Origin of the sequence: Thermanaerovibrio velox DSM 12556 (assembly GCF_000237825.1) — a bacterium.
In the GTDB taxonomy this organism is placed as follows: Bacteria; Synergistota; Synergistia; order Synergistales; family Synergistaceae; genus Thermanaerovibrio; species Thermanaerovibrio velox.
The window spans coordinates 154,219-176,008 of sequence record NZ_CM001377.1 but is presented as its reverse complement, the minus strand read 5'-3'; the positions used below and the strand labels follow the sequence as shown (position 1 = coordinate 176,008).

Genomic DNA, 21,790 nt, shown 5'->3' with positions numbered 1-21,790 from the left:
ATGCACCTCCGGCTCAGCGCATACTACCCCATGGTGATGGCCAAGAAGGCCTCCCAGGCGGACATGAGAGGCATCAGCTCCTCCGGTATGTCATACCTGGGATGGTGCAGACCGCACTCCATGCCGGTGCCGAGCAGCATGAGGCAAGAGGGCACCTCCATGGAGTAGAACGAGAAATCCTCGCCGGACAACAGCGGATGCTCCAACTCGCTTACCGAGTCGGCCCCGAAGAACCGGTCCGCGGCCCTCAAAACCCTTTCCACGCAGTCGGGATCGTTGTACACCGACGGGTAGTTCTTCACGTACTCCACCGAAGCTCTGGCCCTGTGGGCCCTGGCGATGAGGGGCACCATCTCCTCCAGGCGCTCCTTCAGCCTGTCCCTCACCTCGGTGTTAAAGGCCCTTAAGGTCCCCCATAGATGGGCGCTCTCGGGGATGACGTTGTAGGCGTACCCGGCCTCCATCTGACCGAAGGATATTACCGCCCCTTCCAAGGGGTCCACCTCCCGGGATATGAGGCTCTGAACCCCGATCACCGCGTGGGAGGCCACCAAAACCGGGTCCACCGTGGCATGCGGGGTGGCCGCATGGCCTCCGACGCCGCGGATCTCAATGTGTACCCGGTCCGACAGGGCAGTCATGACTCCCCTCCTGGTGGCCAGGTACCCGTAGGGCAGATGGGGCCACATGAGAACACCTATAACGTTATCCACCTTGAAGCGCCTGAAGAACCCTCCCTCCACGAGGGCCTTGGCGCCACCCCGGCCCTCCTCCGCGGGCTGGAACAGGAATATCACCGGCCGTTCCAACTGCTCCGCCCGGTTTGCAAGGACCATGGCACAGCCCAGGAGGGATGCCATGTGAGCATCGTGACCACAGGCATGCATCACCCCCGGCATGCAGGACGAGAAGGGAAGCCCCGTCTCCTCCTCCAGCGGCAAGGCGTCCATCTCCGCCCGGAGCACCAGGGCGGGCCGATCGATATCCCCTCTCAAAACCCCTATGACCGACGTGGGGGTCCCAAAGCCAGTGAAAACCCGCATCCCCTTCATGGAGGACAAGGCCTGGGTTATCCTCGAAGCGGTTATGTTCTCCTCAAACGCCAGCTCCGGGAACTGGTGGAACTCCCTCCTCCAGGATATCAGCATCTCCCCGAGACCTTGGGCCTCCGCCAACAACTCCGGCCCCAAGCCACACATGTCGTCTTCCTTCAAGCTAACCCCCCCTTGCACCCAGGCCCCCGAGGCCGACGGGATCTATAGCCCCCCAAGCCAGCGACGCACCCGGCTGTAACAGCTCCAAAGCTCCAACCGAACCGAACAGGCCACCCCTTTTCGAAGGCTCCAGCCGTCCATGCCCTCAAGGCCGCCCTTAACGTACTCCACCTGCCACTCCCCTTGGGTCTCCCGGCTCCTGAGGAAGCCGGACCAGGGGCTCTTCAATCCCAGGGACGTCTCCCCCTTTTTGAGAAGGGGGCCGTCCTCCACCGCCCTAATGACCCTCGGCTCCAGCTCCCCATCTGACCCGGGGGCGATGCCGTCGTAGGGGAACATGGCAAGCCCCCTTACGCTTCCGGACGGGGCCAGCACCTCCCGGCCCAGGATGACCGCGGACCCGCCGTCCGCCAAAACCGGTTTGCCGGACAGGAACATCCTGCCTATGGAAGCCACAAGGGACCGGTTGTTACGCAATTCTAACAGACCCAGATACGCGGGGCCATGGGGGATTAAAAGCCCGTCAAGGCCCTGGGGCAGGTCCCCATCCTCCACCGGCACTGGTACCACGGAACAACCCATGGCGGCGAGCAGGGCCTCCCCATTGCCCCCTCCGAGGGACATGGAATGGTGCTTCAAGATGCCCACCATGGGTTTGGAAGGGAGCAACTCCGGCATATCCTGGGGCCTCCAAGGCTCCGCCATGGTCCCAAGGGCGCCGAAGGCGGGCCAAAGCACTTGGTGCTCCATGGACTGGAGCCTGGCCACCGCCGCCTTAAGGCCCGCCAGCAGCGCCGGGGACTTGGAGGAGCAAAGCTCTTCCACCGAGGGCATGTCCCGGATGAAGTCCCTGGGCAGGTATCCAAGGCTCAGGAACGGCAGCCGCCGGCCCACCTCCCGGTCCAGCAGCTGATACTCCCTCGGGTTAGGGACCCCCAAGAAAAGCCCCATGGGGGCCCAATTCGGGGGGATAGCCCCCATGACCTGAGCCAGCACGCCGGCGGCGGCGAAGGCGGACGTGTCGGCCCGCAGTATCGGCAGCACCGGGCACTCCAGGGCTTCCATGAGCTTCAAGGTGCTGTCCGCCGGGAAGAACCGATCGTTCTTCCCCCTATGCCCCAGGGGGCTCAGCACCAAGCTCAGCTCCCCCTCCGCCGAGGCGGCCTCGAAAAGGGCCTTCAGCCTTGAAACGGTACCCAAGGCCTCCGCATCCAGATGATGACACCGCTGGGAGCAGACCAGCTCCACAAGGCGCAGCACCCTCTCGTCCCGATAGGACGAGAAGAGCCTCAGCTTGTAACCCCGCTGCTTCAGGGCCCCCGCCAGCATGACCCCCACCGGGAGGGATCCGGTTGCCTCTTCCGCCAGGATAAGACGCGGTATATCCATGTCCAATAAGTTCCCCTTGATCCAAGAAAGTATGAATCCAACGGGGACGACAGGGCCCCGTTAGTGTATTATACATTTATATATCCCAAGCCAACGATAACGCCCTTTTCGACGGGAGGTAATGAGTCATGAGCGCCCCATGGATAAGGATATGCGACCTGGCCCCCTACGAGGGTAAGACGGTGACCATCAAGGGCTGGGTCTACAACAAGAGGAGTTCCGGCAAGATCCACTTCCTCCAGGTGAGGGATGGGTCCGGGTTCATACAGGCGGTCATGGAGCGGAGCTCCGTGAGCGAGGACCTCTTCTCCGCCGCCAAGGGCCTTTGGATCGAGGCCTCCGTGGAGGTGGAGGGGACCGTAAGGCGGGATGACAGGGCCCCTTCGGGGTACGAGCTAGGGGTCACGGACCTCAAGATCATCTCAAACCCCACGGTGGAGTACCCCATATCCAAGAAGGAGCACGGGATAGACTTTCTGCTGGACCACCGGCACCTGTGGCTCCGGAGCCGGCGGCAGAGGTGCATCATGTCCATAAGGGACCGGGTCATCCTGTCCTGCCGTAACTTCCTGCACCGCAAGGGGTTCATGCTGGTGGACAGCCCGATACTCACCGGCTCCATCGGCGAGGGGGCAGATGGGCTGTTCGAGCTGGACTACTTCGACATGGGGAAGGCGTACCTGGCCCAGACCGGCCAGCTGTACCTGGAGGCCGCCGCGGCGGCCTACGGGAGGGTCTACTGCTTCGGCCCCACCTTCCGGGCGGAGAAGTCCAAGACCCGCCGGCACCTCACGGAGTTCTGGATGATAGAGCCCGAGGCGGCGTTCTTCGAGCACCAGGACAACATGGCCCTGCAGGAGGAGATGGTATCCTTCATAGTCAAGGAGGTGCTGGAGCACCACGAGAAGGACCTCCTGTTCCTGGAGCGGGACGTGGACCAGCTGGCCAAGGCGGTGGACGGGCCCTTCCACCACATAACCTATGACGATGCGGTGAAGCTGCTTCAGAAGCTGGGCAGCGACATCCCCTACGGCGACGACTTCGGGGGCGATGACGAGACCATGCTCACCCAGCAGTTCCAGCGCCCCGTTTTCGTGGAGTGCTATCCCAAGAAGGTGAAGGCCTTCTACATGAAACAGCATCCGGAGCGGGAGGACCTGGTGCTTTGCGACGACCTCCTCGCCCCGGAGGGTTACGGGGAGATAATCGGGGGCTCCCAGAGGGAGGACGACCTGGAACTTCTGCTATCCAGCATAAGGAGTCACTCCCTCCCGGAGGACTCATACTCCTGGTATCTGGACCTGCGCCGCTACGGCTCCTTCCCCCACAGCGGTTTCGGCATGGGCATAGAGCGGGCGGTGGCATGGATATGCGGCCTTAAGCACATAAGGGAGGCAATACCGTGGCCCCGGACGATCTACCGCTTGAACCCCTGAAGTTTCATCGGTCCGACTTCATACGGTTCGACCCGGAACCCCTTTACAAGGACCGGGGTGAGCTCATAGGCGACGGGAAGTGCGGGGGCAAGGCCAAGGGCCTTGCCTTCGCCAGGGCGGTGGTGGAGTCCTCGTCCCTGCGGGATCTGGTGTCCTTCCCGGGCTTCTCGTTCTCCATCACCACCGAGGCCTTCTTCGACTTCGTGGAGGACAACCGCCTGGACTGGCTTTACGACGACCCCTCCGGGGCGGACCTTGAGAGCATGGCGGAGGCCCTCTCCGTGGGCGAGGGATTGAAGCGGGACCTGATGCGAGTGCTCGAGAGGGCCGGGGGACTGCCCTTGGCGGTCCGGTCCAGCTCCCTCCTGGAGGACTCGCTCTCCCTCTCCTTCGCCGGCAAGTACGAGACCTGTTTCGTCGCCGCCGGCACCCCCGACCAGGAGGGGCTCAACGCCCTGGAGGGGGCCATCAAGCGGGTGTGGCTCTCCCTGTTCAACCCCTCCGCCAAGGCCTACCGGGCCAAGCACGGCATGGGGGACCGGATGGAGGCCATGGGGGTGCTGATACAGCCGGTGGTGGGTCGTCGGCGGGGAGACCTCTACTACCCGGAGCTGTCAGGCACCGTCTTCTCAAGGGTCTTCCGGCGCCCCACCCCAAGGGTCCGCAAGGAGGACGGGGTCATGAGGATCTGCTTCGGCCTGGGCACCAGGACCGTGGAAAGGGGCAACGCCAGGGTCTTCTACCTCACGAACCCCAACTTGAGACCCGAGGGGAACACCCCGGAGCAGATAGCCCAGTCAAGCCAGTGGGACTTCGATTACATCGACGTGGCCAGAAGGGCCTTCCTCACCGGGTCCCTGAACAACCTGTTCCTTAAGTCCATACTCAAGAACCACCGCAACGCCGGGGCCTTCATCGAGAAGTACTCGGACGGGATGCTGCTTTCCACCCTGTCGGAGACCGACGGCCCCTCAAGGCCCATATTCTCTTTCCACGGTCTTCCGGTGCGGTTCCGGGATCTCTTCGACACTGTACGGAGGCTCATGGGGCTCATGGAGGCCCGGATGGGGTGCCCGGTGGACATGGAGTTCACCTACGAGACCGAAGGGGGCGACATGCACCTCCTGCAGATGCGGCCCTTGGCGTCCTTCGACGAGATGGCCCACGTGGAGATACCTTCCATTAGGGATGACGTGGTACTCCTCAAGGGAGACCGGATGGTGAGCAACGGGGTCCTCGAAGGGGTTCGCCACCTGGTATACGTGGACGCGGAGGCCTACATGTCCAATTGGGACCCCGCCAGGGTGGCCCACGCGGTGGGGGAGATGAACGCAAGGCTTAAGGGAGAGCCCTACATCCTGGTGGGACCTGGCAGATGGGGAAGCAGCAACCCGTCCCTGGGGGTGCCGGCCTCTTACGCCCAGATATGCAACTGCGGGTGCCTTGTGGAGCTGAGCCTCCCATCCTACGGCATGAGCCCGGAGCTTTCCTACGGCACCCACTTCTTCCTGGACATGGACAGCGACGGGATTCTTTACCTGCCGGTCTTCGACGGTCAGGAGGGCAACCGCTTCAACCGCCGGTGGTTCAACTCCGCCCCATTCGAGCAGGGGCTCCACCGGGCGGTGAGGCTTTACACCGGCTCGTTCAACGTCTACTTGGACGGCCAGGGGGAGAGGGGGATTGTGGCCCTCGCATCCGCCGATTAAACCAGCTGGGGCATTGAAACCACTAAAGATGATAGAATATGAGTCAGCCATAGACATGGAAGGGGGATTCAAGATGGGCCTTTTCAGCACCACCGTGTTATATGAGAGCCCCTCTCACAAGTTCTTTCACCTCGGCTGGGAGGAACAGGAAGAGGAAGGGTTCGTCCAAACCAACCAGTACATGATACAGGACGGAGACGAGGTCATGCTGCTTGATCCCGGGGGGGCTCACGTGTTCCCCCGGGTGCTGGCCAACGTGGCGGAAGTGGTGGACTTAAGCAAGGTAAGGTACATCTTCTACACCCACCAGGACCCGGACGTGTCCTCCGGGGTCACCCTGTGGTTGCCCATAGCGGAGCGGGCGAAGGTCTACATATCCGGGCTGTGGACGAGGTTCCTGCCACACTTCGGGGTTTACGATCAGCGCCGCATAGTGCCCATACCGGACGGGGGCGGCACCCTATCCTTCTCCTCCGGGAACCAGGTGCACTTCATCCCGAGCCACTTCCTGCACTCCACCGGCTGCTTCTCCCTCTACGACCCCTCAAGCCGGATACTCTTCAGCGGGGACATAGGGGCCGCGGTGTTCCCCCCGGGGAAGAGGTATCCGGAGGTCAAGGACTTCGACAGCCACGTGCAGTACATGGAGGGGTTCCACAAGCGCTACATGGCGTCCAACACGGCGTGCCGCAAGTGGGTGGACATGGTCTCCCGGTTCGACGTGGATGTGATAGCCCCTCAGCACGGGGCGGTGATGAAGGGAGAGGCCGCAAGGCGGTTCCTCAACTGGTTCAGGGACCTCAAGTGCGGCAGCGACATCCTGGATAACTTCTACAACGCCCAGGGCAAGCTCTCCGCCCGCTAAGGGGGTTTTCTCATGAGCGATACTCCTCAGGTCATAAAAGCCCTCTCCGCGTCCCACTTCAGCAGCACCATAATGAACTCCTTCATGTCCCAGCTGGACGACGTGCTTGTCAGGCGGGTGCTGGATGTCCAGCGGGAGCTGGGAGACATAGCGGACAAGTTTCAGAATCTGGAGAGGCTGTTCAACGATATAGTCCACGAGTTCGAGAGAAGCAGCCGGGAAGCCCGAAATAACGTGGAGACCATAAACCAGATGAACGTCAGGCTGGAGGAGGAGCTCAGGAAGTCCGGCACGGACCTGGAGAGCATGAACTCCGACGTGGCAAGGACCGTGGACTCCACGTTCGAGACCCTCAACTCCTTCCTGGAGATAGAGAAGATCTCCAAGGAGATCCAGAAGATCGCCAAGCAGACCAACCTTTTGGCCCTCAACGCCTCCATCGAGGCCGCCCGGGCGGGGGAGCACGGCAAGGGCTTCGCGGTTGTGGCCCAGGAGGTTCAGAAGCTGGCCATAGAGACCAAGGAGGCGTCGGAGAAGATCTCAAGCCGGGTCTTCTCCATCTCCGCCCAGGTCCAGGGGGCCATGGAGAACGTTCGGCGGGTGAGCGAGATGTTCTCGGTCATCCGGGGCTCCCTGTCGGGCTTCATGGAGTTCCTGGCCACCAACAAGGACTTCCTGGGCCGGGTGGACCAGATACTGGAGGACGCCAGCACCAAGATATCCGGCGGCGCCCAGGAGATGAACCAGTCGGTGCGGGTCATGGAGGAGGCCACGAACCGCTTCAAGTCCATGGCATCCATCATATCCTCCATAGTAAAGGCCCAGAAGAACCTGAACGACGTGAAGCTATAGAGAGGGCCGCAGGGATAGCGTTTGCGTGGTCGTTTACGGCTGGAGCACATCACAAGTGAATTAGGGCGTGGGGTGCAGCGATCCCCACGCCCTTGTCCTTCATGCTTTATGGAACCCACCGCCCCTATGGACATACCACGGCGGGCTTCCCCTCCGGGGAGGACAGGAGGACCTCAACGGCCCCCTCCAGGACGAACCTCGTCCCCCTGCACGCCACCAAGTGGTCCCCGGTCGACACCGAGATCTCTTGGGAATCCCACCTTATCCGCCCCTCCCCGGACATTACCCCCACGCACAGGAAAGACTCCAATGCCGAAAGGCTTATAGACCGCTTGGACTTCACCACGGAGACGGAGAACGGACTGCCCCTAAGGAAAACCCGTTCCTCCCATCCGTCTCCCCTGTGGACCTTCATAGGCCCCTTTGGCAGGGGCCTTTGGGGCGCTTGAAGGGCCCTAAGGGCCTTGTCCACGTGAAGCTGCCGGGGAGATCCGTCGGGACCCAAGCGCTGGTAGTCATACAGCCTGTACGTGACGTCAGAGCTGATCTGCACCTCCGCCACGAAAGCCCCGGCGCACAGGGAGTGAACCGTGCCGGGGGGGATGAAGACGAAGTCCCCGGGACGTATAGGCACCCGTCTTACCAACCGATCCCACATCCCCTCCAGGATCCATTCGGTCACCTGTCCCACCGTGTCCCCGTTATGCCCCAGCACTATGGATGCTCCCTCTGGACAGTCCAATACATACCAGCACTCCGCCTTGCCCGGATCAGGCTCACCCAGCTCCCCGGCCAACCGATCGTCCGGATGTACCTGTATGGAGAGGTCTTCGTTGGCGTCTATGAGCTTCACCATGATTGGGAACCGGTCCGAGGGGCTGAAGTCCCCGAAAAGCTCGGGACGGAGCTTGAAGAGTTCATAGAGCCCCATGCCCTTAAAGGGGCCGGAGTCCACCAGGCTCTCCCCGTCCGGATGCCCCGAAAGGGCCCAGCACTCCCCCACGGGCCCGACAAGGGTCCCTTCCGCGGGGCCGAAAAGCTTCGACAACCTACGGCCTCCCCAGATCCTCTCCTTAAGGACCGGACGCAGTTTGAACAACAGGTTCTCCACCGCCATTAATCCTCCCGGCACAATAGGGCGATCGCGTCGGAGGGGCTCGTCGCGCGCATGAGCCCCTCCCGCAACGGATCATCCATGAGACGCCGGGAAAGGGACTGCAGGATCTTCAGGTGCTGGTCCAAAGCCCCCTCTGCGGGGACTGCTATCATGAACACAAGACGAGCGGGCTCTCCGTCCAGGCTGCCCCATTCAATCCCCGAGGCCTTCCTACCAAAGGCAACACAGGGCTTCTTTACCCCCGAGCTCTTGCCGTGAGGTATTGCTATGCCCATGCCTACGCCGGTGGTGCCCAGGGCCTCCCGGGCCATCACGTCCCTAACGTAGGCATCGCGGTCGCCAAGAAAGCCCTCGCAGCAGATCATCTCGGCCATCTCCTCGATGACCTCTTCCCTGGTACATCCTTTAAGGTCCAACTTTACAAGGCTCATAGGCATCAGATCCATCAAATTCACGGTCAAAATAAATCCCCCTTAAGAACGCTGCAGAACTCCTGGACGGATTTAGCAGCCTTTAACTTCTCCAAGGTTTCTCCATCCTCCGACAAGGCCGCCAACTCCCCGAAGAGGCGTTTTAGATCCTGTCCATCTCCGGGACAACCAGCTATCATGATCACCACCTGGACCTCCTCGCCCCCCCAGTCCACCGGCCTCATAAGGCAGGCAACCGACGCGGCGTTGCCAACGGCCATATGGGGATCGCCATGTGGTATAGCAAGGCCCCCTCCTATGCAGGTGGACGAGATCATCTCCCTGGCCTTTACTGCTTCGGAGTAGTCCCCGCGAACCAGGCCAACCCTGTGCAGGATTGATGCCATGGTTTCTATAACCTCCCATCTGTCCCTTCCGCTGTGGTTCAGAAGCAAAAGGTCCTCCCGCAGCAGACTTAGGATGAAAGGATAGCGGGATGAACGGGACAGCCCCCCCTGACTCTCCTTGCGGATTAGCTCCTCAATCCTCCTTATCTCACCATCTTTGAGCAGAGGTGTTACCTCCAGGTACGGACAGTTGAGGCCTCCAGGGGGCGGAGACGTTCCTATCACCACCGAGTAAGGGTCCTTTGTCTCCTCCACGAGGCACTTCAATGATCCGGCCCCCTTAACCCTTAAACCCGGGAACGCGGAGGATATCTTGGCCTCCATCAGGCGCATTATGCCGATCCCCTGGGGACAGAAGATCACCACCTTGCACTCTCCCCCGTTGAGTCCCCTAAGCCGCTCTAACGCCGCCTGCACATGGAGGACCACGTATCCCACCTCGTCCTCGGGCAGCCTTATGCCCATCCGTCCCTCGCACTTAGAGGCACATTCTAACCCCACCTCAAAGGCGTAGAAGAAGGCCCTCTTTATCTGCCCCAATATGGGGTTAACAACCGGGAACCCGCAGCGGATTCGGTTCAAGGAGGACGTAAGGTGCGTGGCAAGATCCGCCAGCAACCTCTCATCGGACCCGAGCCTTGAATCAAGTCGGCTTGCGAACTCCCCTATCAAGAAGCCGCTTAACCTAAGCGCCTCCTCGCTAACATCCAGTGAAGCAGATATATCCCCCTTCGTAAGAAGCCTGGAGCTCCTGATGTGGAGGGCCAGGTAGATCGCCTCATCCTTGGGCATCCTAAGACAAAGCCCCTCCTCCAGGCGCTCTATTATCCGCCTTGCGGCGGTCAGCTCCCTGCGGTCTTCCACCATGGAAACCTCGTTAGGGGCAACCCTTATGGGACACCCCTGTCTCACCCGCTTTACCGCCACCGCCAGGTGAACCGCGAGACCCTGCAAGGCGTCTTCCGTCAGGGCTATACCCATCCCCTCAAGGACCTCCCGGATCTTAACTAGCAGGAAACCAAGCTCCCCCTGGTGAAGAAGACCGCCCGGATCCACAGCTCCGCACCGGGGGCCTGGTGACAGAAGAAGCCTGTGAAGCCTTGATATGGCAAGCCTCTTGGCCCTCTCATCCCCCTGAACCTGCACCCCCACGTTGGGCTTCCTGGAAAGTCTAAGGCCCATCTGGGACAGCCAGGACTCAACCCTGTCCAGGATACCCGTCACCGTAGATCGGCTTAAGCGGAGCCGCTCCGACAGCCTGCCAACCGTAATCTCCCCATGGGGGTCCAGCAGCTCTGACAAGACCGCCTTCTCTAGGTCCCCCAAGCGGGGGTCGGGCTGAGCGAATAGATCCCTTAGAAGACCACCCCGGCTCTGTCCTTCCCCCACCAGGGCCACACCACGGCCAGGGCGTCGATCCAAAGACAGGCGGTATTCCCGGCGGAGCATTTCGTCCATCGCCTTAAGGTGGTTCCTGACGGTCCTCTCCGAGCACCCCAGCCGATCCGCAACCATCGACAAGGGAACGTAGTCATCCGCTTCAATAAGCAGCTTGAGGATCCTCCGATGCCTTGGCTCCATGGAACCCCTCCATCCCGGGCACACCGGGAACCCCTGGGTGAGAAAAACCCATGGGCATCTACCTGCTCTTCAGGAAGTTAACCATCACCGCCGTAACAGCCACACCCACCGCCACAGCGGCGAAGAACATGGGGACGTTATCCACCGCCTGAAGGACCGCCACTATGGGACCCCCGTGGGGGACATGATCCGTCACCCCGCTCAGCATGGCCACCACAGCCCCGCACATGGAGCCCACCATTATGCTCGGGATCACCCTAACCGGGTCCTTGGCGGCAAAGGGTATGGCCCCCTCGGTGATGCCCACCAGCCCCATGGCAAACGCCGCCTTACCGGCCTCCACCTCCTCCTTGGAGTACCGAGACCTAGCTAACATGGTGGCTACCCCCAGCCCAAGCGGGGGAACGCATATGGCCACCGCTATGGGGCCCATGATCTCCGGATGCCCCTCCCCTATCATGGCGGACCCGAAGAGGAACGCCACCTTGTTCACAGGGCCTCCCATGTCAAAGGCTATCATCCCCCCAAGAACCATGGCCAAGGCCACCCGGCTGGAGTCCTGCATGCCGTTTAACCAACTGGTTAAGCCCTCCATGATCCCCGCTATGGGCTTGCCTATGCCGAATATGAACACCGACGAAACCACCAAAGAGGACACCACCGGTATGACCAGTATTGGCATCACCGGCTGGATAATCTTGGGAACCCTTATCCCCTTTATATAACGGACCACGTAGCCGGCGATGAAACCCGCCACTATGCCGCCTATGAAGCCGGTACCGGCGGAGCTGCCGTAAAAAGCCCCGTTGGCCGCCACGTATCCTCCCACCATGCCGGGGGCAAGTCCGGGGCGGTCCGCTATGCTGTAGGCGATGAAGCCCGAAAGGATGGGCACCATGAAAGTAAAGCTGGCAACTCCTACGCTCAACACCGTGTTCCACATGGAGCCCTCCGGTATCACTAACCCCTTGGAGGTTGGCTTACCTCCTATGGCCAGGGACAGGGCGATCAGAAGGCCCCCTATGACCACGAAGGGGATCATGTATGACACGCCGTTCATCAGGTTCTGGTAAACCGGCATCCCCTTGCCCTTGACGACCGCCGTCTCCGAGGCTTCCTCCCTGCCCTCAAGGGAGCCCGTGAAGACCGGAGCTTCCCCCTTCTCAAGCCGCTCTATGATCCCCTCCGCCATCTTGATGCCCTCCGCCACGGACACCTCTATCAATCGCTTACCCCTGAAACGCTCCTTATCAACCCCCTTGCCCGCGGCTATTATCACCCCATCCGCAAGCCGGATATCCTCCTCGGTGAGCCGGTTCTCCACCCCTATGGAACCCTGGGTCTCCACCTTTATCTCATGACCTCTGGCCTGAGCCGCCCTGCTGAGCTTCTCCGCCGCCATGTAGGTATGAGCTATGCCGGTAGGACACGATGTAACCGCCACAAACCTCATCCACAACACCTCCCACCTAAAGGATAGGAGGATTTTAACCCCCAATCGAACCGCCAATGGATCGGCCCGATTCCCAGGATGCTGCAAAAAAACGGAACATTTAGCCTAAAAGGCCATAACAAAATGCCCGAAGGGACCGAGGCACTTGGGGATGCGCCCTCGATCCCTTCGGGACTGGCACAGCATGACACATCAAAGCACCTAGATGCCCCTACTGCCCAAGCAACACCCTGCCCTCCGCCCGGTTGGGGGACAGCACCCGGAAGAAAAACGCCCTCGGCTCCAACAGCTCTAAAAGCCGGCGGTTCCTATCCCCAAGGTACGGGGCCACCTCTTCTACCCCCTTAGCGTCCAAGGCCATGGACAGGACCTCCCGGGGAAGCGGGAGCTCCTTCAGCTCCTCCGGGATCGCAAGACTTTCCCCTCCCGTCACGTAGCCCTCCCCCTCCAGGAACAGATCCAAACCCTGATCGGAGAGGAGGACCATGACCCGCTTGCCCTCTCCCAACCCCTGGCCCAGACGGGCCTTCATGCCGCCCCCTAGGAGCTCCCCGAGGCGGGGGAAGGCCTTAAGCACCGCGGGCCCCATGGGACCTTCCATGGCGAGAAAACCGTGCAAGCTTCCCTTCCCAAGCATCTCCGGGGCCATGAGCTCCCGCTGCTTGAAGTCCCCAAGGAACCTCTCAAAGGGTGCATATACGGAGAAACCCACAACACCTTCATCGGGGTCCATGGACCAGGACACCTCCACCCTCTCCCCGGTGGGAAGCTTGTCTATGATAACGTTGGGCCCCTTGGTCTTCCTCGCTGAGACCATCCTCGAACCAGGATCCAGGTAGGCGCTCCTGACCCGTTCAAGCCCCACCTGGCTGGTAGCGAAACCCCATATGGGGATCGGGACCTTGGATAGGAGCTCCAGCTTAACCCCCCTAACCAACCCCTCCCTCAAGGCCTTGGTGTTCCCCCTGCTGGCCATGAAAACCCCAAGGACGTCTCCCTCCTCCACCACGAAGGCACATCGGCCCATGTAGGGAAAGATCTCCTCCATCTTCCATACATCCTTAGGCGCAAACCCCATAAGCCCCCGGGAGCCCATGAAATCCGCCACGGCCCATCCGTCCTCCAGGCCCACCACAACACCCCTGGATTTGGGGAGCATTTTAACCAGGTCCACGGACACCAAAGACCTAAAGGTCCACCAAATCACCAGACCCACTATGGGCAGCACCACCCAAAGGCTCTTCCGCATGGAGTACTTTATCATGGCCTTGAGAACCTCCTAATAAGACCTCTCGCCAGTCCCAGGGTTGCAAAAAGCCCGCTGGCGGCCATCACTATACAAGCCCCGGAAGGCAGGTCCAGCCGCCAAGACATCCAAAGTCCTGCCAGCACACAGAGGGATCCGTAAATGGAGGATAGCAACATCATGCCCCTCATGGACCTGCTGAACCCCTCGGCCGCATAGGGGGGGATGGTCATGAGGGCCATACAGAGCACCAATCCCACGGACCGCATCAACACCACCACCGCCACCGCGGTCAGAACCAACACCGCGAACCTTATACTGCCGGGGTTAATGCCCCTCACCCGGGCGAAGTCCTCGTCGTAGGCCACCAACAGAAGGTCCGGGTACATGATCGACACCGCCAAAAGGCACACCCCGGTGAGGAGGGACATGACCCAGAGGTCCTCCCGGGATATGGCCAGCAGGTTGCCGAAGAGGGGGCTGGAAAGGTCCTTCCCGTACCCCTGGGAAAGGGACATGAGTATCACCCCGCAGGCCATGGCGAAGGCCCATAACGCACCAACCGCGGAGTCGAAACGCTCCTGCCGTCCCTGATCCATCCGGGACAACAGCCCAGCGGAAGCCAACGCGGCCCCCATGGCACCCAGGAATGGGGAGAAACCCATGAAGTAGCCAAGCCCCACACCTCCGTAGGCTATGTGGGCAAGCCCACCCGCCAGCATGGACATCCTGAAGGTGACCACCACGGTCCCCACCACCCCAGCCATGACGGAGGACACAAGCCCCCCCAAGAGGGCGTTAAGAAGAAACGGATCCATGGTCTTCCTCCTTGAGATCATCGTGAACCGACAGCACCCGGTGAGGGATCCCGTGGGCCACAAGCTCCACAGGGCACTCACCGTAGGCCAGGGACACGGACGCCTTGTCCACCTCTGGGGATGGGTGGTAATGCAAGGTACCCCTTATGCATGCCACCGACGTGGCCATGGCGGACACCGCCATGAGGTCGTGGCTCGCCACCACCACCGTACCCCCCTCGTCGCAGAACCTCTTGAGCTCCCCATAGAGATGCTTCTGCGATGCGGGATCCAGGTTGGCGGTGGGCTCATCCATGAACAGCACCCGAGGGGAAGAGGCAAAGGCCCTGGCTATCAACACCTTCTGCCGCTGCCCGCCGGAAAGGCGGCTCATCTTCATGTCCCGACACTCCCCAACCCCGAACCGCTCCATGGCCTCCAGGGCCCTGGCGTAGTCCTCCCCCCGAAGCCTTCGGCCGGGCAGCTTGCACCCCAGGGCCACCACGTCAACGGCCCTTATGGGGAAGAACCTCCGGACCGACGTGTCCTGGGGAACGTAACCCACCTCGAGGCTCTCCCCGGGAAGCCTCCCCAAAACCCGGATCTCCCCGCAGGTGGGACGCAAAAGACCCAGAAGCAGCTTTATCAAAGTGCTCTTGCCGCCGCCGTTGGGCCCTATGAGAGCCAAAAGCTCTCCCCTCCTGAGGGACAAGTTAACATCCCTCAGCACCATCTCCCCTTCATAGGCGAAACACAGGTCTTTTATTTCCACGTCATATGACATGGTCTTATTTTAACACACGGGACTCGATTTAAGGCTAAAATGTATTTGCCGTCTGGACAGTCTTGGGGGGTGATCCGTTGGCGGTTTCGGCAGAAGTGTACTTTAGGATATCCGATGCCCTAGGCACCCTTCGGGACCTCTTGGACCAGGGTTTTATGTTCCTGGTGCCATCCGGACCCGATGAGGAGATGCTGCTGGAAATATTGTTGGATGCAAAACCGGCTCTGGACGAACGCCCGCGGGTACTTCGCTGGAAGGACCTTTACCGGATAATCCAGAGGGAGGCCCCAGCGCCCGGGATCCCCCGGGTCAGCCGCATCCTGGACCCGGCGGATCGATACCTGGTGGTCCGCTGGCTCACCGCAGGGCTTCCGAAGCAAAAGGACCGCTGTCCTTCCTGGATAGGGGACCCGCTTTTCCCGGAGCTTGCGGCGTCGCACATGGTGGAGTTCATGAGGGAAGAGGTTACACAAAAGCATCTCTTCGTCGCCAACGGATGCGAATCCTGCGAGAGCTGTCCCCTGGACAGCCCCGAAAGGGTCCTCTGTCGCCTGTTCTGCTCCTATCAGGAGTACTTGCGGAACGCCCGAATGGCGGACGAGACGGAGATACCGACCCTCACGAGGCAGGCCCTTGAGGCCGCCGCTTCCCCTCCCCCTGTCAAGCTGGCGGTGGTGGGGTTCATGTCCTTCACCCACGGGCAGCTCAACCTGCTGCGCAAGATGATCGCCCTGGGGATGGAGCTTCACTTCCTCTTCCCATGGATATCCCTTGAGGGCTTCAACGACGGGGCAAGCCAGCTTGGCCTTAGCCCGAACCACCCCCCAGAACCCCTCCGTCCCCCCACGGGTATTCCAACTCACGGGGATCGACCCGAAGCACCAGTACGAGCTGCTGGCAAGGGAGATATCCCTCTTGGGGACCAAGGATTCATCGTTCCCCCTGGACATCCCGCTGGACCAGGTGGCCATATCGGTGCCCACCGAGGACCTGCGGGCCCTTGCCTCCCAGCTGGAGAGATACCGCGTCCCCTTCTGGATCCAGGGTGGAAGCCCCATCACGGACACCCAGCCCATGGGGCTCCTCAGGTTGTGCGGGGAGGCGGCGTCCTCCGGATGGGAGTTCCTCCCTACCATGAGGCTCGTGTCCTCCGTCATGGAAATTGACTTGGAGAAGCTCATGACCCAACAGCCCAGGGGATTAGCCCCGTGGCGGGAGTTCATAAGGTCCCAGTGCGGGGAGGATGCGGAGAGGAGGTTCCGAAGGCTGGCGGATTTCGGGGCCCTCCTCCTCAAGGGGGCGACACCCATGAGGCTGCTTGAGGAGGCCCTGGCGGTGATGAAGGCGGCGGACCCGGAACGGATGTCCGAGGCCGTGAAGGACATGCATAACCTGGACTGGACCGTGAGGGCCGTCACGTCCTCCATAGAGGAGATGGAGAAGAAGATATTCTCCCTTTCGGAGGGGCTTGATCTCTTGGGCCAGGCGTTCCAGGATCCCCTGAACCTCCGGGATGCCATGGAGTTCCTTGGGATATGGGGGTCCTCGTCCTACACCGTCCAGGACCAGCCACTGGATGGGGCGGTGCGAGTATACCGGGATGCCCCGCCGGTCCTGGCGGAACACCGGCTGTTCGTGCTGTGCGGGGCGGACCAGTCCCGGTGGCCCGGCAAGCTGAGCGAATCCCCCATGATGGGAGAACCCTACAGGGAACGGGTGAACAGCTCGTTCCTAGAACGGCCGGACCTGACGCCCACCCACCTGGTGAGCCTGCACGAGCGGCGCAAGGCCAAGGAGGCCATGTTCATCCGCATGGCCCTGGCGGGCAGGGATGCCTTCGTGTTAACCCAAGGGGCGACGGATAAGGACGGCAGGCCCGTTCCTCCTACCCCCTTCGCAAGGTCCCTCCGGGAGATGGGAGCTCCGGCGGAGGACGTCAACGGCCCCGGGGACCTGTTACCGTCGGAACGGTTCATCCGGGGCGTAGAGTTCCCCCGGCATCCAGCCCCAAGCTGGGAGGAGGCCGGGACCACCACCTATGTGGTCAAGGTATCCCCTGATGAGGGGGGAGGCAAACGCCGCCTTCCCTTGAGCGGCCTTGACTCCTTCGTGAAGTGCCCCTTCCGGTACGCCTGCGAGAACCTGTTGAAGATCAAGCCCCCCGAGCGCAAGCCGGTACCCAGGTTCCTCTTGGGGGAACTGGCCCACGAGGCCATGAAGATCGCATCTTCGCGCCCCAACATGTCCTCCCCGGAAGAAATACTCGATAAGGTGAAGGCCCTGCCCTCCGCAGAACCGATCTTGAAGCCCGGCAGGGGAAGATACTTACAGAGGCTCAGTGACATGATAGGCAGGGGAATTGATTGGCTTGGGGCCCGGAAAAAGGGGCTCGAGGAGAACGGCCTCAGGCTCATATGCAGCATCACCGAGGCAACGCTGCCGGGGATCGAGATGGATAACCACATAGGGACCGGCAGGGCGGACCTGGTGGACGTGATAGAATGCCAGGGCGTCAGGGGATACGTGATACTGGACTTCAAGACCGGCTTCAGCTCCGACTACAAGGACTCCCTGCAGGTGGCAGCGTACGCCAAGGCCCTAAAGGCGGCCTCCAGCGGGGAGGGGATAAAGGAACTTAAGGGGGCAAAACTACTGGGATTCGGCTTCCTGTCCTTTTCGGACATGCTTGATCATTTACGTTGGAATAGTTTTACCTCCGAGAAATCGAAATCACCCAACAAAGACAACTGCATAGGCATAATGTGGACCTCCCGGGACGGGTTGGGCACCCCCAATCTCATCCAAGGGGCCTACAGGTTGTATCAGCCAAAGGGTACCACAGGGGATAACGCCGAGGAGGGCTCCGGGGGCTCCAAGGCCGGTAGGGATCCGATCTACGCGGAGGACATGATTTCCAAGGCCTCCCAGGCCATGGAAGACCTGGACGAGGCACTCCGAAACGGCAGTTTCGAAGCGAAACACCGGTATTACACGATAAGAAGGGACGTCTGTTCCAAATGCCCCTACGGAGACCTTTGCAGGAGGCTTGAGGCGGGCCACGACTTTGAAGAGGAGCAGGAGGGGGGAGAAGGGGATGAGCTCTAACAGGGAAGCTATCGATAGGATCCTGAGGTCCCGCTACTCTCCCAACCAACGGCGGGCCATAACCTCCGAATCGAAGATAACCGCCGTGAAGGCCGGGGCGGGGACTGGGAAGACCCACACCCTGAGCGGACGGGTGGCCTACCTGCTGGCAACCGACCGGAGCCTGTCGCTGGATCAGCTGGCGGTGCTCACGTTCACCGACAAGGCCGCCCAGGAGATGCGGGAGCGGATAGAGGTGATCTTAAAGGCCTGGGGGGAGGAGCTTAACGACCCGCGTCTTACGGAGCTGTCCAACCGGATAGGCGAGGCTTACATATCCACCATACACTCGTTCTCCCTGCGGATGATCCGGGAGTCCTCGATGGAGATGGGGCTCCCCCTGAACTGCTCGATCCTGTCGGAGTTTCATAAGGACGAGTTTCGGCGGGAGTTGGCCATTGCCCTGGACGGGACGGAGGCCCAATGGTTCACCCGGCGCCTTGCGGGGGGCGATGACGGGGATGTGTGGGTCCAGAGGGCGGAGGATCTCCTCATCACCGGGGCCTCCAAGGTCCAAGAGCTGGTAACCCGGGTGGGGGATCAGCAGCTGGCGGGGATGGCGATCGACGCGGCGGACAGGCTGGGGAACACCGAGGGTTTCTCCCCCGAGCGCCTTTGGAACCTCCAGGAGGGCTCGGGCTGGCTCGATGAGCTCCTGGACAAGATGCTATCCTCCATGGCCCATTGGCTGGTGATGGGCTCAAGCTTGGCGGCGGAGACGCTGCAGGCGATCTCCATAGAGGTGGAGCCACCAGATCCCTCGGACCGCCACGGGATGCTGGAGGTCATCAAACGCTTCATCAACGAATCCAAGGGGGCAAGGGGCAAAAAGAAGGACGCCATGAACGAACGGCTCGGCTGCTTAGACCTCCGCTGGCTGGGCCTTAAGGATGATGCACCGGTCAGCAATGTTCGAAAGGCCATGGAGGAAGTCTTAAAACCCGTGCTGGACGTAAAGAACATGCGGGAGCGTCGTCGGGAGAATGGCCCCCCTGGGGAGGAGGAGCTCCTTGGACTGTGCAACCGGATCTGTGCCCTGGGATGGGAGGTATGGAACCGCCGGAGGCTCTCGTCCGGGCAGCTGTCCTTTCAGGACCTCATAAACCTGGCGGGCAAGGCGGTGAGGGAGGAGCCCCTTAAGAGCCGCTTCAGGCACGTGCTGGTGGACGAGTTCCAGGACACCGACTGGCTTCAGTTCGAGCTGGTGAAGTCCTTCGCCGAGGGCGGGGCCACCGTCTTCGTGGTGGGGGATCTCAAGCAGTCCATATACCGTTTCCGGGACACGGACCTTTCGCTGTTCCAGCGGCTCATATCGGAGGCGAGGCCCATCGGGGGGGAGGTGAGCCTCACCGAGTCCCGGAGGAGCTCCCCAGAGGTCATCGGCACGGTGAACCGGATATTCTCCAAGGCCTTCCACCCCTCCATCGGCACCGGCATAGAGGAGGGGTATGAGCCCCTGGTTCACCCGGAGCATCCGGACGCGGTGCCCAAAGGGGTCCTCATAGCGCTGGATGAGGAAGACGAGGAGGAAACAGACAAGACCTTGGATAGAAAGGTAGCCCGGGCAAGCCGCATCCTGGGCATGGAGTTCCTGAGGATGATGGAAATGGGCTTTGAGGTCAAGGACGCGGAGGGGCCCAGAAGCTGCCGCTGGGATGACTTCGCGGTCCTGGTGTCCTCCAGGACCCAGTACCCCCGGGTGAGCAGAAGTTTCCAGGAGCTTGGGATACCCCACGTGCTGCACAGCTCCAGGGAGTACGGGAATCGGTTCGAGATCCGGGACCTTATGGCCCTCATGGCGGCCATAGGGGGGGATAGATCTGACCTCACGGTCCTCACCGCCGCGTCCTCCCCATTCCTGGGGCGCTTCCTAGGCAACCCGATCCGCAACGACCGCCTTGAGGAGGCCCTTGAGGCGGGACGGCTTGCCATATCACGCCTGGCGGACATCGCCAGGACCGCCGGGGCCTGGGCGGTGGTGGATCACATACTGAAGGACCAAAGCTGGCTTGATGATGTGCGTCCTCAGGACAGGGAACGGGTGGTGCTCAACCTCAGGAGGGCCCGGGAGATCCTGCGGGACTATCAAAAGGTCATGGGGCAAAGCCTAATCGGGGCGGCGGAGCACCTGCGATCCGTCATGAGCGGCTCATCCATGGAGGAACCGCCGGCATCCAGGTCTCAGGCGGTCAACGTGATGACCGTGCACGCCGCGAAGGGGCTTGAGTTCCCCATAACGGCGGTGATCCTGATCCCCGCAAAGAACGGAGGCAGCCAGGAGAAGATCGTCGTATCCAAACACCTGGGGGCGGTGCCGTCCAGCTCTCTCGTGAAGAGGATGTGCGGTCAGGAAGGGGTACTGTCAAATGCCCACCGGCGGCTGGAGAGCTCCGCCCTGAATGAGGAGAGCCTTAGGATCTTCTACGTGGCCTGCACCAGGGCCAAGGAAAAGCTAATCCTGGTGGCTCCCTCTATGAATAATAAGAACCTGTGGGTGCAGAAGACCATGGAGGCCCTTAGCAGCCTGGGGGAGGGGATCTACATCAACACCAGCCCTCCGGAAGGACGGGTGGATCCGGGGTCCCAGAAGGAGTCTTCCCTTCCCTCCCCGGTGGATCTTCCCCCAAGGGAGGGGGCGATGCTTCAGATGTCCGCCACCTCCTACAGCGTCTTCCGGTTCTGCCCAGTGGCTTATCGGATCACCTTCAGGCAGGGTTTGGTGCCCAGGTGGGACAGTGAGCTCGGGGACATGGGACCCGGCGGCTCCGATCTAGGCACCCTGGCCCACTGGGTCATGAGGCACTGGGACGGTAACCCGGATAGGCTGAAGGGCATGATGGATGACACCGCCTCCATGCCCATGGAGGTCCTGATGGCATCGAGGAAGACCCGCTGGAAGGACACCCTGTTAGACTGGCTTTACGGATTCGCCCTCTCGGAGACCGGGGAGGAGTTCCGGGACCTCCTGAGAAGGGGAGCAAAGCGGGAGGTCCCCTTCAGGATCCCGGTGGCGGGACGGTTTCGCATGGTGGGCTCCATGGACCTGTTCCTCCACGCCCCGGAGGGCCCCATAATAAGGGACTACAAGATAACCCATGAGGAGAATCCCCTCCAGGAGCTTTACACGGATCAGATGCGCTTCTACGGCCTGGCCGCATGGCTCATCACCGGCCAGGAACCGGACATGGCGCTTTGGCGGCTGAGGCCGGTGAACGGGAGGTACGAGAGGATACCGGTAGAGGGGGGAAACTGGCAGGAGATGGAGTCTCAGCTCTTGGATATAGCCAAAAAGGCATTGGGCCCCTACGAACCTAAGACCCATATGTGCTCCGTCTGCCGATGGGGTAAGAGTTGCGGCTACAAAAAAATCATAGGATAATAGGGAA

General features: G+C 61.3%; 16 protein-coding genes. 7 read left to right on the top strand and 9 right to left on the bottom strand.

Going from position 1 to position 21,790, the window contains the following annotated elements:
- Nucleotides 1-23: 23 nt before the first annotated feature.
- Nucleotides 24-1,214: a M20 metallopeptidase family protein gene (locus THEVEDRAFT_RS00760; RefSeq protein WP_006582828.1), complete on the bottom strand. Its 1,191-nt coding sequence runs from the start codon at nucleotides 1,212-1,214 to the stop codon at nucleotides 24-26.
- 42 nt (nucleotides 1,215-1,256) lie between these two features.
- Entirely contained in the window at nucleotides 1,257-2,603 is a 1,347-nt protein-coding gene (locus THEVEDRAFT_RS00755) for a hypothetical protein (RefSeq protein ID WP_006582827.1), read from the bottom strand.
- A gap of 128 nt (nucleotides 2,604-2,731) precedes the next feature.
- Here THEVEDRAFT_RS00755 and asnS point away from each other — a divergent pair, with 128 nt between their 5' ends.
- The 4 genes from asnS to THEVEDRAFT_RS00735 all read left to right on the top strand — a co-directional run bounded on the left by asnS (nucleotide 2,732) and on the right by THEVEDRAFT_RS00735 (nucleotide 7,465).
- Nucleotides 2,732-4,039: an asparagine--tRNA ligase gene (gene asnS / locus THEVEDRAFT_RS00750; RefSeq protein WP_006582826.1), complete on the top strand. Its 1,308-nt coding sequence runs from the start codon at nucleotides 2,732-2,734 to the stop codon at nucleotides 4,037-4,039.
- Nucleotides 4,006-5,748 (top strand): PEP/pyruvate-binding domain-containing protein, encoded by a 1,743-nt coding sequence (locus tag THEVEDRAFT_RS00745; RefSeq protein ID WP_006582825.1) that lies wholly within the window; start codon nucleotides 4,006-4,008, stop codon nucleotides 5,746-5,748. Before asnS ends, THEVEDRAFT_RS00745 begins: the two co-directional genes overlap by 34 nt.
- Before the next feature lie 73 nt (nucleotides 5,749-5,821).
- Nucleotides 5,822-6,613, top strand: a complete 792-nt coding sequence (locus THEVEDRAFT_RS00740) for an oxygen-binding di-iron domain-containing protein (protein WP_006582824.1) — start codon at nucleotides 5,822-5,824, stop codon at nucleotides 6,611-6,613.
- A gap of 12 nt (nucleotides 6,614-6,625) precedes the next feature.
- Nucleotides 6,626-7,465 carry a methyl-accepting chemotaxis protein gene (locus THEVEDRAFT_RS00735; RefSeq protein WP_006582823.1) on the top strand — a complete coding sequence of 280 codons (840 nt, stop codon included), beginning with the start codon at nucleotides 6,626-6,628 and terminating at the stop codon, nucleotides 7,463-7,465.
- Nucleotides 7,466-7,589: 124 nt separating this feature from the next.
- On the opposite strand, the gene THEVEDRAFT_RS00730 is transcribed toward THEVEDRAFT_RS00735, so the two are convergent.
- The 7 genes from THEVEDRAFT_RS00730 to THEVEDRAFT_RS00700 form a co-directional block, all read right to left on the bottom strand.
- A complete protein-coding gene (locus THEVEDRAFT_RS00730; protein WP_172634014.1) occupies nucleotides 7,590-8,576 on the bottom strand; it encodes a type I phosphomannose isomerase catalytic subunit in 987 nt (328 codons plus the stop codon).
- Nucleotides 8,577-8,581: 5 nt separating this feature from the next.
- Nucleotides 8,582-9,037, bottom strand: a complete 456-nt coding sequence (locus THEVEDRAFT_RS00725; RefSeq protein ID WP_040825526.1) for a PTS sugar transporter subunit IIA — start codon at nucleotides 9,035-9,037, stop codon at nucleotides 8,582-8,584.
- A gap of 2 nt (nucleotides 9,038-9,039) precedes the next feature.
- Entirely contained in the window at nucleotides 9,040-10,980 is a 1,941-nt protein-coding gene (locus THEVEDRAFT_RS00720) for a BglG family transcription antiterminator (protein ID WP_006582819.1), read from the bottom strand.
- Between the two features lie 58 nt (nucleotides 10,981-11,038).
- Nucleotides 11,039-12,433 carry a PTS fructose transporter subunit IIC gene (locus THEVEDRAFT_RS00715; protein ID WP_006582818.1) on the bottom strand — a complete coding sequence of 465 codons (1,395 nt, stop codon included), beginning with the start codon at nucleotides 12,431-12,433 and terminating at the stop codon, nucleotides 11,039-11,041.
- Nucleotides 12,434-12,644: 211 nt separating this feature from the next.
- A complete protein-coding gene (locus tag THEVEDRAFT_RS00710) occupies nucleotides 12,645-13,697 on the bottom strand; it encodes a hypothetical protein (protein WP_006582817.1) in 1,053 nt (350 codons plus the stop codon).
- Nucleotides 13,694-14,497 (bottom strand): metal ABC transporter permease, encoded by an 804-nt coding sequence (locus THEVEDRAFT_RS00705; RefSeq protein ID WP_006582816.1) that lies wholly within the window; start codon nucleotides 14,495-14,497, stop codon nucleotides 13,694-13,696. Before THEVEDRAFT_RS00705 ends, THEVEDRAFT_RS00710 begins: the two co-directional genes overlap by 4 nt.
- Entirely contained in the window at nucleotides 14,478-15,248 is a 771-nt protein-coding gene (locus THEVEDRAFT_RS00700; RefSeq protein ID WP_245522682.1) for a metal ABC transporter ATP-binding protein, read from the bottom strand. The genes THEVEDRAFT_RS00705 and THEVEDRAFT_RS00700 overlap by 20 nt, the downstream gene beginning before the upstream one ends.
- Nucleotides 15,249-15,337: 89 nt before the next feature.
- Here THEVEDRAFT_RS00700 and THEVEDRAFT_RS09675 point away from each other — a divergent pair, with 89 nt between their 5' ends.
- Genes THEVEDRAFT_RS09675 through THEVEDRAFT_RS00685 form a run of 3 tightly spaced genes read left to right on the top strand, consistent with a single transcriptional unit; the run spans nucleotide 15,338 to nucleotide 21,783 of the window.
- Nucleotides 15,338-16,426 (top strand): hypothetical protein, encoded by a 1,089-nt coding sequence (locus tag THEVEDRAFT_RS09675; protein ID WP_156787075.1) that lies wholly within the window; start codon nucleotides 15,338-15,340, stop codon nucleotides 16,424-16,426.
- Nucleotides 16,335-18,365: a PD-(D/E)XK nuclease family protein gene (locus THEVEDRAFT_RS10200; protein ID WP_156787074.1), complete on the top strand. Its 2,031-nt coding sequence runs from the start codon at nucleotides 16,335-16,337 to the stop codon at nucleotides 18,363-18,365. The genes THEVEDRAFT_RS09675 and THEVEDRAFT_RS10200 overlap by 92 nt, the downstream gene beginning before the upstream one ends.
- Complete coding sequence (locus tag THEVEDRAFT_RS00685) at nucleotides 18,355-21,783, top strand: UvrD-helicase domain-containing protein (RefSeq protein WP_156787073.1); 3,429 nt, start codon at nucleotides 18,355-18,357, stop codon at nucleotides 21,781-21,783. The genes THEVEDRAFT_RS10200 and THEVEDRAFT_RS00685 overlap by 11 nt, the downstream gene beginning before the upstream one ends.
- Nucleotides 21,784-21,790: the final 7 nt, after the last annotated feature.